The sequence below is a fragment of the Pseudomonas agronomica genome (assembly GCF_025917275.1).
GTDB classification, from domain to species: domain Bacteria; phylum Pseudomonadota; class Gammaproteobacteria; order Pseudomonadales; family Pseudomonadaceae; genus Aquipseudomonas; species Aquipseudomonas agronomica.
In genome coordinates this window covers 14817-28899 of the sequence record NZ_JAOSHO010000024.1, presented here as the reverse complement: position 1 = coordinate 28899, position 14083 = coordinate 14817, and the positions used below count along the sequence as shown (strand labels likewise).

9 protein-coding genes are annotated in these 14083 nt (G+C 65.4%); all 9 read right to left on the bottom strand.

Going from position 1 to position 14083, the window contains the following annotated elements:
• Positions 1 to 151 precede the first annotated feature (151 nt).
• The gene (tagQ, locus tag OC610_RS04130) at positions 152 to 1093 is read right to left on the bottom strand and encodes a type VI secretion system-associated lipoprotein TagQ (protein ID WP_030138253.1); all 942 of its coding nucleotides are present in this window, start codon (positions 1091 to 1093) and stop codon (positions 152 to 154) included.
• Positions 1094 to 1178: 85 nt separating this feature from the next.
• A complete protein-coding gene (locus tag OC610_RS04125; RefSeq protein ID WP_408636534.1) occupies positions 1179 to 2906 on the bottom strand; it encodes a formylglycine-generating enzyme family protein in 1728 nt (575 codons plus the stop codon).
• A complete protein-coding gene (locus tag OC610_RS04120; RefSeq protein WP_264426641.1) occupies positions 2899 to 4095 on the bottom strand; it encodes an ABC transporter permease in 1197 nt (398 codons plus the stop codon). The genes OC610_RS04125 and OC610_RS04120 overlap by 8 nt, the downstream gene beginning before the upstream one ends.
• Entirely contained in the window at positions 4095 to 4811 is a 717-nt protein-coding gene (locus OC610_RS04115) for an ABC transporter ATP-binding protein (RefSeq protein ID WP_264426640.1), read from the bottom strand. Before OC610_RS04115 ends, OC610_RS04120 begins: the two co-directional genes overlap by 1 nt.
• Entirely contained in the window at positions 4811 to 7897 is a 3087-nt protein-coding gene (locus OC610_RS04110; protein ID WP_269807897.1) for a serine/threonine-protein kinase, read from the bottom strand. The genes OC610_RS04115 and OC610_RS04110 overlap by 1 nt, the downstream gene beginning before the upstream one ends.
• Positions 7894 to 8625, bottom strand: coding sequence for a PP2C family protein-serine/threonine phosphatase (locus OC610_RS04105; RefSeq protein WP_030138248.1), 732 nt, complete (start codon positions 8623 to 8625; stop codon positions 7894 to 7896). Before OC610_RS04105 ends, OC610_RS04110 begins: the two co-directional genes overlap by 4 nt.
• Entirely contained in the window at positions 8626 to 9279 is a 654-nt protein-coding gene (tagF, locus tag OC610_RS04100) for a type VI secretion system-associated protein TagF (RefSeq protein WP_264426639.1), read from the bottom strand.
• Positions 9276 to 12776: a type VI secretion system membrane subunit TssM gene (gene tssM, locus OC610_RS04095; RefSeq protein WP_264426638.1), complete on the bottom strand. Its 3501-nt coding sequence runs from the start codon at positions 12774 to 12776 to the stop codon at positions 9276 to 9278. Before tssM ends, tagF begins: the two co-directional genes overlap by 4 nt.
• Positions 12773 to 14083, bottom strand: a complete 1311-nt coding sequence (locus OC610_RS04090; protein ID WP_030138245.1) for a DotU family type VI secretion system protein — start codon at positions 14081 to 14083, stop codon at positions 12773 to 12775. The genes tssM and OC610_RS04090 overlap by 4 nt, the downstream gene beginning before the upstream one ends.

The following is a 14083-nucleotide window of genomic DNA, read 5'->3' as shown; positions in this document are numbered from 1 at the left end:
GCAATGCCTGCGTTCGGGCACACCGAGCCTAGGCGAGGTGCCGAGTGGTGGGGCAAGACCTTTTGGTTACTTTGGGGCGTTTGCCAAAAGTGACACGCCGTAAGGGCGTAACCGCCAGCCGCCATCACCGCAGCAACGGATATGCACCCGATTAAACATTCGGGCAAGGAACCGGCGCCCAGTCACCCAGGTCCGGGTTCTTGCACATGCTGTTCACCTGCGTAGTACCGGCACTGGCAACCTGCTTGCTCTGATCCTGCTTGGCCTTGGCATCCTGCAAGGTTTTCTCGGTAGCGACCGCTTCTTTCGGCACCACCGGAAGCTCTTTCTTCTTCGCCGGCGTCACTTTCTTCTTGGTCTTGGTGCTGGTCTGCGCCGCCACAACCTGCGTGGTGTCAGCAGTGGCCACGGTCACCACGTCAGTACGCTGCACACCCACCTGCTGCAGATCCTTCTCGTAAGCCTGGGTGTAGTTGTTCAGGTCCTCGGACGCCTTGCCGTTCACCGCAACGATCAGGTCGTTCGACTCTTTCAGGCCAGCGACGATTTCCGCCAGGCGCTTGCGGCCCTCGGTGTCGTTGACCGTCTTGGCCTTGCGGTCGGCGACCAATTTGCTGAACGCGTTCTGGTAGCACTGTTGCGAAGCCTTGGCGTACGCGGTGCTGCGGTCGATGTCCGAAGCGCTCTTGCTGACGTCGGCAGCGTAGGAAGCGATGCGCATGTTGTCATCGGCGATCTGCTTCTGGCGCTCGGTGTAGTAACCGGCTGCACCACCGGCCAGGGCGCCGCCCGCGGCACCGATGGCGGCGTTGCGACCACGGTCTTCCTTGTCGGCGGTCAGGGCGCCCAGCAGCGCACCACCGACGGCACCGACGGCTGCGCCGGTGACGACCGACTTGGTCATGTTGCCTTCGGTGGAGCGCAGGTGCTGCACCGGCTCGTAGCAATTCGGGTAGTACTCGACCTTGGTGCTCGAAGCGACCTTGGAGGTCGGCGACGAAGCGCAGCCGGTCAGTACGGTGCTGAAGCCAACAGCGACCAGCAGCAAATGACGCTTGGAAACCGAAGCAAAAGGTTTACGGGAGAAAAGCATAGTTGTGTTCTCGTTTAAGTTTTGACCAGCTCAGCGCAGCCCTATCGCCGCCTGAGTCCCTTCCAAGCTCGCTGACAACGAACACTCAAGACCGCTGAGCATTCGATGCGAGCAATTCCTTCAATATCGCCGCCGGGTCGGCTCGTTTCTGCTGACGATAATCCCCGACATGACGAACGAATAACGTTGCACGCGCCACCAGGCTCTTGCCCAGTACCGGTTTGCGCTCAAGCTCTTCCTTGATGCGCTGGAACTGCGCCTGGATCACGGCATCGGTGTAGCGCGTGCCGGTTGCCAGGTTGTCGATGTAGATCGCCACCGCGCCGTCCAGCGCGCTGCGGCCGTTGTCGATGGCCGTGGCGAACAGCGTGGCGCTGGCCTCGTCCTTGGCATCCAGGGCCGCCTGCCGACTGTTCTGTAGATTGGTCAGGCGGATGTTGTAGTTGTTGATGGTCTCCGCCACCAGCGCCGAAGACTGGATCAGGTTGCCCGCCGCTTCTTCGCGTTGCTGGGCGATGAGCGAGACGTTGCGCTTGAGCTCTTCGTTGACCAGGCCCAACTCGGCTTGCAGGCGCGGATCGGTGCTGGCGGAGATAATGCTGTCCAGGCGCTTGGTCGGGTCGTCGGCGTCGTCGATGGCATCGGTCAAGGACGCGAGCCGGCCCTCTTTCTGCCACTGGGCGAACAATTCCTTGTAGCGCGAACGCGGCGCCGACAACGCGCCGACGGCCACCCGAAAACCGGTGGTTTCGTTGCTTTGCTCGGTGCCGTCGGCAGCAAATAACGGGTACTCGCGGCGCATGCCGGTGAACAGCGTGCCCTCGCCTTCCAGGTAATTACCGCCCTTGACCACGAAGCCGCCATAGGCGCCCTGGCGGCGACCGGCGTGTACCAACTGGAACGATTCCTGGACCATCTCGGCGGCGTTGCCCACCACATCGAACAGACCGATGGGGTTGGGCAATTTGGTGCCGATGGGCATCAGCCGCGCGGCTTGGCCGGTGCCGCCGGCGACCTGGTTGAACACTGCCCAATCGGCCAGCGGCCCGTCGCTTTCGCTGCCTTCCAGGCGTCGCGGAAAGAGTCGGCCTTCCAGGTCCTGGCGGCTCACAGCTTGCCCACCCCGGGCGGCGAACTCCCATTCCACTTCGGTGGGCAGGCGCACGAAGCCCAGGCCGCCATCTTCGGCGGAAGTGCCGCGTCCGCTCACCGGCAGCAGGTCCTTGTGATATTTCATCAGCCAGGCGCTGTACACCGCCGAGAAGCGCTCGGCCTCGAACTTCGACAGTTTCACCTTGGGCAGGCGCCCGGCCATGCCTTGGGGCAAATCGGCTTGCAAGGCTTCGCAGCCCGGGGCCGGCTCGCCGCTGGCCAGGGATTGCGCCTGCGCCATGACCTGGGCGTACTGGCGAGCGGTGACTTCGTACTTGCCGATGAAATACAGCATCGGCTTGAGTGGCGTCTTGGCGTCGGTCTTGGGCATCAACGGCGAGATGGTCTTGTTCCAGTCCTTGGGCAGGTCCTTGAGGGTGAACTGACCGTTGATGAAGTCGCGCCGGTAGCCGGAAATGAACGACTGTTGATAGCCCGCCTCGCCTTCGCTGAACGGGTAGCCGAGGCTGATCTCGCGGTCGTCCAGGGTGCCCTGGGCGAGGATGTAGACGTAGCGGAACACCATCTGTCCTTCACACGGCAGCGGCAGGCTGACGTCGTCGGGCAACGGCTTGGGATTATCCAGCTTGTCCGTGCCCTCATCCGCCCAGACCAGACTGGCCAGGCTCAGCGCCACGGCGGCGCCCAGTAACTTATACATCGCGAATTCCTTCAGACGCCTGGATGCGCGCCACCCGCCAACCACCGCAAGCCGCCGCGACGGCGCTGACGCCGAGCACGGCCACCAGGGCCAAGGTGTAATGACGCACCAGCAGATGGCTGGCGTACTCGCCGGGCATCTGCGCAAATAAAAGATTCAGGCCCGACTGCGCCAGGCCATACAGGCCAGCGCTCAGCAGGGCCGCAAACGTGGCGCTGTAGAGCGCCTGCAACACCACGAACAACAACAGGGCCGCGGTGGAAACCCCCAACAGGCGCAGCACCGACAGCTCGCGGCGCTTGCGTTCGACCGCCGCCAGGGCGCCGGCAAAGATCGCCGCGAAGGCACCGGCCAACGCCAACCCGGCGATGATCCAGAACACGATCGACAGGTTGCGGCTCAACGATTGCACTTGTGCGATGGTCTGGGCCTGGGTCGACACCAACAGGTTCTGCCCGGCGAAGTACTGGCGCAGCGGCTCGACATCGCTGAGGTTGCGCGCGTACAGGCGAAACGCCGGATAGACCCGCTGCCCAGCCTCGCCCGCCGCATCGCCCGGCCAGCCGAACGCGGGCACGGCGCGACCGTCGCGATAATCTTCGGCCGCTTCGAGCAAGGCCAGCGGTGCGAACAAGCCATCCCGGGCAAACGCTTCCAGCGGCAGCACGTGCAGCACTTGCACCTTTGTGCGCTGCGCCTCGCTGCGACCGGCCACCTGCCGACCGAAACTGGCCTGCAACCAATCACCCGCCTTGGCGCCGAGCTTTTCAGCAGCAGTCTGGCTGAGCACCACTTGATCCAAACCTTGTGGCACCGGCAGGTGATCGAACAAAGGGTCGCCAGCGGCAGTGGGAATCATCTCCACCGTGACGGCGGCAGCCTCGCTGCTCAGGTCCGCCGTGGCCGCGATCTGTCGGGTGCGCGGCAAGGCAAACGCCACATCACTGCGCTGCGCCAACTGTTCAACGAATCCGGCACTGAAGCGGCCGCCGCCCAAGGGAATGATTTCCCGGGTGGCCGGGTCGTTTTGCAGGCGTTCGGTCAGGCTGCTGACCAGGCCGAACTTCAGGCCGAACAGCACCAGCAACGGCGCCACCACAGCCACCAATGCCAGCACCGAACACGCCGACAGCCAGGCGTCGTTGCGGTAATCCTGCCAGGCCAGGGAAGCCACCAGTGCGCCGCGCATCAGCAAGCCTCCCCGAGCGTAGCGGTGACGCCGCCGTCGGCATCGCGACGGCAACTGATGCGGCGCACCTGCAAGCCGCTGGCGCGGGCCAACGCTTCGTCATGGGTCGCAACCACGCAGCACACGCCGTGCTCACGAGCCTGGGTGACCAGCAATTGCATGACGCGCTCGGCGTTCAGCGGGTCGAGGGCGGCGGTTGGCTCATCGGCCAGCAGCAGGCGCGGGCCATGGGCCAACGCCCGGGCGCAACTGACCCGCTGGCGCTGGCCGACGGAAAGGTCCGCCGGTTTCTTGTCCAGTTGATCGGCAATGTCCAATTGTCCGGCCAGGCGCTTCACGCTGCCGTCATCCTTCAAGCCCAGCAATTTGCGCGACAACTCGATGTTGCCGCGTACGTCCAGGAAGCCCAACAGCCCACCGGTTTGCAGAACATAGCCCAGGTGACGGCTGCGCAGCTCGGCCAAGGTGTCTTGTTGCGACGCACGCCACAATTTGGCGATGTCCAGCGGCGTATTGGCAGGGGCAAAGTCGAACTGCCCGGCCTGATCCGGCGCCAGCACCAGCGCGAGCAAGTCCAGCAAGGTGCTCTTGCCGCAGCCGCTGGGACCGACCACCGCCAGTTGTTCACCGGCGCGCAGGTGCAGCCGTGGAATCACCAGGCTGTAGCGTTGGCCGCCGGCGCCCCGGCTCTTGTGCACCGCGCTCAGGCTCAGCATCACGGCAGCGTCGACAACGGAACGCGGTACAACGCATCGCCCGGCTCGGCATCGCCGAAGCGCACCCAGTTGGCGAGGTCGTTGTGGAAGGTTTCGTAGAGGCGGATCTTCGATTCCAGCTCGTCGATGAAGTCCTCCTGCTCGGCGACGCTCAACGACAGCCACAGGTCCTGGGTCATGTTCAGCGATTTGCTGCGGTACGGCAGCCCTTCCAGGTACTCGCCGAGAATCCCGCCCGTGGCGAGGTTGCCACCCTTGCGCAGGGCCGACGGGTCGCGGCTCATGTAGGCACTGGCGCTGGCGATTTCCTGGAAGAAATCCTTGGGCGAGCTCTGGGTCTTGCGCGCCGCGTCGACGATCAGTTTCAGCGATTGCTGAAGGTCGTTGAGTTGCAGCTTGGTCAGCATCACGCAGACCTGGAATGCCGGCAGCGCCGGGTTAGTCAGGTCACGGTCGGCGGTCCAGGCGCTGACCAGTTGCGGCGCCTGGCTGGCGGATTTACGGCCGAGGAAGTCCATGTGCATCGCGTAGCCGACCGCTGCCGATTTGTCGGCCAGGCTTGGCGCGGCGCTGAGCAACGGCACGCTTTGCGGCTTGTTGCTGCGCACTTGATGGACGAGGTCGGCGAACACCGAGCCGATCTCGTCCACGCGCTCGCCAAACTTGCGCACGTCGGCGCCCGGCACCGGGATGTAGAGGTCGCCGATCTGCGGGTTGGCATCGGCGGTCAGCGTGCGGTATTGGGTCTGGGCGCCGGCGTGGGTTTTCTTGCCGGCGTCGCTGAGCAGGTGCAGAGCGTAGATCTTGATCTGCTTGCCCAACGCCGCCTGGCGCACTTCGGCCTCGTTCATTTGCGTGGCGGCAAACGGGTCGTTCTTGCGCAGCGCACCGGCATCGGTGACCAGCAGGATCAAGCGCCCGCCGTAGCCGGACCAGTCCATGCCTTCCACCGCTTCCATGACGCCGGCAAACGCATCTTCATTGAACGAGTGGCTCGATACGGTGGAGGCCTTGACCTGCCGCGCCATGTCCAGGAAGCGTTGCGGGTCGCGGCCCTGTTCCAGGGTGATCAAGGTCTTGGCGGTGTATTCCAGGCCCGGGGTTTTCTTGATGCTGCTGCGGAAACCCACCATGCCGAAACTGACGCTGTCGAGTTCGCCGCGTTCGGCGATGCGGGTCTGCAATTGATGCACGACGTCGCGGACCTGGTCGATGTAGGGCTGCATGGACACGGTGGTGTCCACCACCAGCACCACGGCGGTACGGAACGCATCGGCATTGGCGGTGGTGATCGGCGTGTTGGACGCGGCCTTGGGGCTGTTGCCAGGGTCGATGGAGGCCACGTTCAACAACTGCACCGGCTGGCCGTTATCGTCGAAGCTCTCGCGGGAATCGAAGATCGGCAAGAGGTAGAACTGGTCCTGCGGCACGGCGCTGGCAGCCGGTTCCAGGGCCAGCACTTGCTGGTCGTCCTGGGGACTCTGCTGGGCCTTGAGCAACACGTTCTTGGCCGCCGACGGATTAGCCAGCAGCTTCTCCACCTCGCCGGGCTGGCGCAGGAACATCACCGGCGCACGGCCGGAACGTTCGGTGAACTTGAGCACCAGGCTCTGCTTCCAGTCGCTGACCTGGGCGGCGGGCAGCCAGCCGTCGCTACGCCCGTCAGTGGCCGCGCCGACGCGCACCCATCCGCTGCCATCCACGTCTTTGCGCTGGTAGACATACAACACGGAAAACGCCGGCAATGCCTTGCCCGGCGCGGCACCCGGTGCGTCGGCGAGTTTCGCCCCCGGTTTGCTGAGCACGCGCTGGAACAGGGTTTTCTTGCCGGCCATCAGCAGCGGGCGCTGGCCGCCGTCGGCCTCGGTCGCCACGGGCGGCTGGGCTGGAGGGGCGACGGGAGGCTTGACCGCAGGTACCTCGGGGGCTTTCGGTGGGGCGACCTCCGGAGGCTTGACCGATGTTGTCTTGGCCACCGGCGTCTTCACTTCCTTGCCGTCGCCGCCGGCCAACCACCAATAACCCGCGCCGCCCAACGCCAGCGCCACGGCGACCGCAACGGCAGCCAGAGCGAATACCGGCCCCTTGCGTTGCTCCGAGACCGTGGATTGAGGTGTTGGCTTGATCGGCGGCGGCACGGGCTTGGGTTGTGGCTGCGAGTAAGCCGGACCGCTGGGAATGTCGATGGACATGGGCGTCAAGCCCGCCAAGTCATCCACCGCAGGCGGCACGGCAGGCAGTTCAAACGTCAACGGCCGGATCAGCGTCGCTTCCGACGATTCCTGGGGCAAATTGTCCAACGCCCGCAGCAACGCCGCCGCGTCCGGGAAGCGCTCCGCCGGATCCTTCGCCAGCAGCTTGCGCAGCACGTCCTGGTAACGGCCGTGATGCACCGGCAGTTCCGGCAAGGGTTCGGTCAGGTGCGCCAGGGCCGTGGACAGCGCGTCGTTGCCGGTGTACGGCAGCTTGCCGACGAGGATTTCGTAGAGCACCACGCCCAGGGCGTAGAGGTCGGCGCGGCCGTCGATGTCCTGGCCTCGGGCCTGTTCCGGGCTCATGTAGCTCGGAGTGCCGACGGCAAAACCGGCTTGGGTGAACTGGGTGCGATCGTCCAGGGACTTGGCGATGCCGAAGTCCGAGAGCACCGCCGTGCCGTCGGCGCGAAAGAGAATGTTGGCCGGCTTCACATCGCGGTGGACCAGGCCCAAGCCGTGGGCGTAACCCAGGGCGGAGGCGATCTGGCGGATGTAGGTCAGGCCCTGCTCCGGCGTCAGGCCCGCGGCGATGCGTTCCTTGAGCGTGCCGTTGGGCAGGTATTCCATCGCCATGTAATACAGCTCACCGACGTTGCCGATGTCATGGATGGTGACGGTGTGCGGGTGCGACAAGCGCGCCAGGGTCTTGCCTTCGCGCAGGAAACGCTCGCAGAAGGTCGGGTCGGCGGCCAGGGCGGCGGCCATGACTTTCAGCGCCACCTTGCGTTCCAGCGAACGCTGGGTCGCGAGGTACACGCTGGCCATCGCGCCTTCGCCGATCTCGCCGTCGATGTCGTAGCCAGGGATGACAATGTTCAGGGTCAAGCTCATGACGGCACCTTCACGACGACCACGGTGATGTTGTCCGGCGCGCCGCGCATCAGGCCCAGGGACACCAGGCTGCTGGCGATCTCGCCGGGCTCGTCGTGGCTCAAGACTTCACGGATTTCTTCGTCCTCGACGGTCTTGGTCAGGCCGTCGCTGCACAACAGGTAGCTGTCGCCGGGCACCAGCAACAGCTCAGTCATCGCCAGGTTCAGTTGCGCCTCGACGCCGATGGCGCGGGTGACGATGTTGGCGCGCGGGTGAACCCGGGCTTCGGCTTCGCTGAGCAGGCCGCTGTCTTGCAAGTCCTGGACGTAGCTGTGGTCCCGGGAAATGCTTTCGAGCACGCCGTCGCGCAGGCGATACAGGCGACTGTCACCGGCCCACAGGCACATGCCGCGCAGGTCGCGGGCGGCCAACACCACCACGGTGCTGCCCATCATGGTCACGCCACGGTTGGCGGTTTCTTCGCGCACGGCGGCGTTCACCCGCAACAGGTCGCTTTGCAGCGCCGCGATGTATTCATCCAGGGAACGGCCCACGGCAATGCTGCGCAGGCTATCGACGATCAGGCTGCTGACGTAGTCGCCCGCCGCGTGCCCGCCCATGCCATCGGCCACGACCCAGAGGCCGTTTTCCGGCAGGTCCAGGCAGGCGTCTTCGTTGACCTGGCGGACCATGCCGACATGGCTCTTGCTGGCAGACTTGATTGCTTTTCCGGCACTTGGACGCATCTACACAACACCTTCTTGGCCGAGCAAAAATTGCGCAAAATCAGCCGCCGCCGGCAATCCCTGGCAGCGCATCAAACCGGGCGCGATGCGCTCCGAGCCCTGGCCCCACCACAGGCTCGCGCCTTCGCAGGCCGACTCGGCCAGGGCGCCCATGCGTCGCTGCGGGTCGGTGGCATCGAAGCGATGCAGGCTGGCAAAACGGCTGCTTGGGGTGCGTGGCAGGTACATCGGGCTGCCCAGGGTTTCCAATTGTTCGTTGAACGCCTCGAAACTGGCCTCGACGCTCAACGTACTCAGCAACAGGTTTTCGACCCGCTCGAACCAGTCGTCCGCGCCGCCGACCACGGACGCCGGGTCAGCGTCGGGCTCAAGCAACACCGCGACGGTCAGCGGAAAATAGCGCCCGACCCGGTCGATGCTCGGCATCACCACGCCAACGGCAGCGTCCGGCCCGCATACGCCGGGTGCGACCATGAAGCGCCACAGCGGGCTGACCAGATAGGCGTCCAGCCAACGCTCGCCGAGGCTGGCCTGGCTGGCCAGCAAACCCGCCGCCAGCCAGGAGTCCCACGGCCCGATAAAACTCTGGGGCAAGCCGCGACTGACGAAATCCCCGCGACTGGCCAACTTGCCATAGAAGCCCGGCGTACTCATAGACGCTCCGGCAGGCTGAACCCGCTGAGCACGCGGCTCTTGAACGGGTTGAACGCACTGTTGGCGCGCAACTCGTAAGAGGCGCTGGCGCCATCGACCCGCAGCCGCAGGTTGAAGCGGTCCGGCGAGTTGCCGGCGGTCAGGTCCGATTGCTCCAGCAGGCGGAACCAGGCCCACGGCCCGTCCAGGGTGATGCCGGAACGACCGCTGGACGACGGTGGCATGATCGAGATCCGCACTACGCCAATGCTGCCGGGGTTCGGCCACTGCATGGCGGTCGGGCGGCTCGGGCCGTGGTCGTAGCTCAACTGCTGGCCGTCGAGGTCGAGGAGGAATTGGGTGATGGTCGAATCCATCGCCACTGGCTTGAGCTCGAAGCGCACCATCGGCTGCGTGCCGCCGGAACGGAAGAACGCATCGCGGATGGTCGCCGCGCGCTGGAAGGTCTGCAGCACACCCGGGGAAATGCCGAGCTTCTGCGCCGCGCCCGGCTGCCAGCGCCAAGTCTGCGTCGAGGTGTCCACGTACGGTTGCAGGTATTTGCGGAAGTAGTTGTCCATCACCCCGCCGACGCCGAAGAACTGGCCGAAGTCATCCAGGGTCGCGTCCCGCGCACTGCCCGGCGACATCGGATAACGCCCGGCCAGGGACTGGCGATAGATGTTCACCACTTCGCTGGTCCAGGCGGCGTTCAGTTGATTGCGCACCCCGCCCATCATGGTGTTGGTGGTGGAGTTGACCACCGACTTGACCAGGCCCTGCACCAGCGGCGGCTGGCGTTCGGCATTGAGACTGACGCGGGTCGCGGCGGCCGACGCCTGGTTCTTGGCCTCGCCGAGCAAGGCGTCGCCACTGGCACCGACCATGGCGCTGACTTGCACGTACAGCGCATTCATGTCGGACAGCAGGCCGTCGATGGCCGCCGGTTCGCCTTCGTTCTTGTTGACGATGCTGTTGAGCTCGGCAAAATGCGCGGTGATCGGGTCATCGCTCGCCGCCGGCGCGTTCGACGTCGCCTGTTCCTGGCCGAGCAGGCTGCCCAGGCGTTCCTTGAGCTTGTCCACGCCACCTTCCACCGGCGCGCCTTGTGCGGCCAGCAGGCGTTCATCCTGTTGCAGGTCGGTTTCCTTGGCCACCGCCACCAGCAGTTTTTTCAACGGTGAGGTCGGGCCGGAAATCACCCGCAGCACGTCGGCGGCCTGGGCCACGCTGGTGATCGGCACGAAGTCGATGTCGGCCAGCAAGGCGTCCCATTGGCGCATGTAGTCCTGGAAGTACAAGCGACGCACATCGGCGGCCAGGCTGGCGACGTTCTGCTGGTCGGCCTCTTCGTGGCCCAGTACCCATTGCTCTTCAGCCAGGGTGCCGGTCTGGCTCAGGCTGCTGAGCAAGAAGCCCTGGCGGTAGCCCTTGACGGTGAAGAAGCCACTCAACGGTTCGCCCAACGGCTTGCCGCTCTTGCGGCTGAACACCAGCGCGGCGTCACGTCCGGCGGCTTCGTTGATGCGGAAGTCCGGGATGCCGTCCGGCAGCTTCTGGCGCTTGATGCGGTCATAGACACGCTGGGCCACCGGCAGTTGTTGCAACTGCCGGCGCAGGTCTTCGATCAGGCGTGGGTCCAGGCGCGCGGTCGGCGGACGCCGCTCGAACAGGGCCTGCAAATGCCCGGTCAGGGCCTGGCGCTGCTCGGCCGGCAGGTCGCGCGGCAGGCTGCGGTCCCAGTCCAAAGCGATCCAGGCCTTGATGAAGTCGGCGTCGTAATGCTCGTTGTCGGCGAGCATCAGGTAAGCCTTCAAGCCTTCGTAGAGGAAGTCCGAATTGCCGCCGCTGTGCAGTTGCTCTTCGATGCGCGTCAGCAGGCGTGGCGCGAACACCGCGATCAACAGCTTGCGGTAGACGCTGCCGGACTCCGCTTCGAGCATGTCGCCCTGATACAGGCCCAGGCCTTCGGCCCAGTCGGGCGCGTCGCCGGCCAAATGCTTGACGGCATTGAGCAGTGGCAACACCGCAAGGACGTCGCGCTGGGCCGGGCTGAGGTTCTGCACGGTCTGGCCCAGCGGCGCGACTTTCTGATCGACCTGGGCGATGTAGGCCTGGTTGGCGCGGTAGCTGACCCACCACAACGTGCTGACCACCAACACCAGCACGACGGTGGACGCGAGCACGCCACGGGCGATCCATTTGCGTCGACGCTCGACCTTCGGGTCGACGCCCACCAGCCCGCGCTCGGCAAACGCCACGGCGCTGAAGAGTTTTTCGATGAAGTAGCTGCGCCCGGTGCCGGTCTGGCGCGCCAGGTGCTGGCGGTCCAGGTTCATACTCTGGGCCATGGAGCCGATCAGGCGATCGATCGGGCTGCCTTCCTGGGTGCCGCTGGTGAAATACACGCCGCGCAGCAACACCCGCTCTTCGAAGGCGTTGGGTTTGAACACGCCGTCGAGGAAGCTTTGCAGGCAGTCCTTCAGCGCTCCGAACTGCTGCGCGAAGCCGTAGATCAGGTCGCGCCGCGCCGGGTCGCGCTCTTGTTGCAGGCGTTCCACCAAGCGGTCGTTGAGACGCTGCTCCAGTAGGGCGAATTCGCTTTGCAGGTGCGCCAACGGGCTGTCGTTGCTCTTGCCATCGTCCAGGGCGAAGGTCATGCCCCAGACCTGGGCGCGCTCTTCCTTGCTCAGGCTGTCGAAGTACTCCATGAAGCCGGGCACCAGGTCGAGCTTGGTCAGCATCAGGTACACCGGGAAACGCACGCCCAGCTGGGTGTACAACTCCTGGATCCGCAGGCGAATCGCGGCGGCGTGGGCGGCGCGTTCGGCGTCGCTGCCCAGCAGCAGGTCCGAGAGGCTGATGGCGATGAACGCGCCGTCGATCGGCCGTCGCGCCCGCTGCTTTTTCAACAGGCCGAGGAAGCCCAGCCACGCGGCTTTATCGACGGTCGCGTCGCTGTCCTGGGTGGTGTAGCGGCCAGCGGTGTCGAGCAGCACCGCCTGGTCGGTGAACCACCAGTCGCAGTTGCGTGTGCCGCCGACGCCGCGCACGGCACCGGCGCCGAGCTGCGCGGCCAACGGGAAATGCAGGCCGGAGTTGACCAGCGCGGTGGTCTTGCCGGAACCGGGCGGGCCGATGATCACGTACCACGGCAGTTCGTAGAGGTTGCGACGCTCGTCGCCGCCGAGCTTGGCTTTCTTGAGCAAGGCCAGGGCTTCGTCCATGCGCTGGCGCAGGGTTTCGAGTTCCTCGGCGGTGGCGATGCTGGTGGGGTCGGGCGGGGTCTGCGCGGCCAGGCTGCGCATCACTTCGGCCGCCTGACGGCGCGCCTGGATAATACGGAACACGCGGTAGGCGATCCACACCGCGAACACCAGGATGATCAACGTCCAGCGCCGCCCTTCAGGCACCAGCCAATCGAGCAGCGGGCCAACGAACCAGATGATCAGGCTCAGGGCAATCAGCCCCAGCAATGGAATGACCCAGCGGATCATGAAACTGAAAAACGCCTTCACTCGACCCCCTCCGCCAACACTGTGATTTCAACCCGACGATTGCGCGCACGGCCCTCGGTCGTGGCGTTGGACGCCAGCGGCTCGGTGTCGCTGCGGCCCTCGGCGCTGAAGCGCTCGGGCTGGCCGGTCTTGGCCGAAAGAATGTCCAGCACCGACCGCGCCCGTGCTTCGGACAAGGCCCAGTTGGACGGGAACCTCAACGTGGCAATCGGACGGTTGTCGCTGTGGCCGGTCACCAGCACCTGGCCCTTGACCTTGCGCACGGCATCGGCGATGCGCAGCATCAGCGGTTGGAAATCATCCTTGATGCTGGCGCTGCCGGAGGCGAACAGTTCATCGCCACGGATGGTCACCACCGAGCGATCGACGGCGTCTTCCACGGCGACCTTGCCGGAGCGGATTTCATCGGCAAGGAAACCGGCCAGGCGTGGGCGCTCGATCACTTTCGGCTGCACCACCGGACGGTCAATGGTCTGCACCGGGATTTCACCGAGGAAATGGATGTTCTTGAACACCGGCTCGGCATCGGCGGCCAGTTTCATGCGCAGGCCGAACAGCAGCGCCAGCAGCAAAGCCACGCCGATGGCCACGGCGATCCACGGCGGCATGAATTGCGCCAGTCGATCGCGGGCCACGGTGACGCCGCGCCAGTGCGGCGACAACTCGCGTTCATAGTCGCCACGGGCGCTGCGGATCACCGCACTGGTGCGCTCGCGCAACGCTTCGAGTTGGCTGCGGCCGTCGTTCATCACCCGATAACGGCCTTCAAAACCGAGGCACATGCACAGGTACAAGAGCTCCAGCAGATACAGGCGCTCGCGCGGGCTTTGCAGGCAATGCTCCAGCAGCTGGAACACCTTCTCGCCGCCCCAGGCTTCGTTGTGCACGGTGATCAACAGGCTCTGCTTGCCCCAGTCGCTGGTGCCGCCCCACGGCGTGCTCAACACTGCCTCATCCAGCGCGGTGCACAAGGCGTAGCGGGCCAGCAACACGTCGTTGCGCACCACGCCGGCGGCCTCGGCGCGCTCTTCGAACTGGCGCAGGTACGCCAACAGTTGCGCTCGCAGACTGGCCGGCGCCGGGTGGGCGATGGTGTTGCGCAGGCGCGTCAGCAGGGCCAGCAACGGGCCGGCCGCGCTTTCCAGCGGATTGAGGCCTTGGGCCTTGCCGGTCAGGACCGGCGCGGCCGGCATCGACAACGGCGCCGGCGCGGGTGCCGGCTGCTGGCGTGCCGGGTCCGGACGGAACGGATCCGCGCCACGGCCACCGGGCGTCGGCATGAACTGGGTACGATCGTCGTTGCTCAT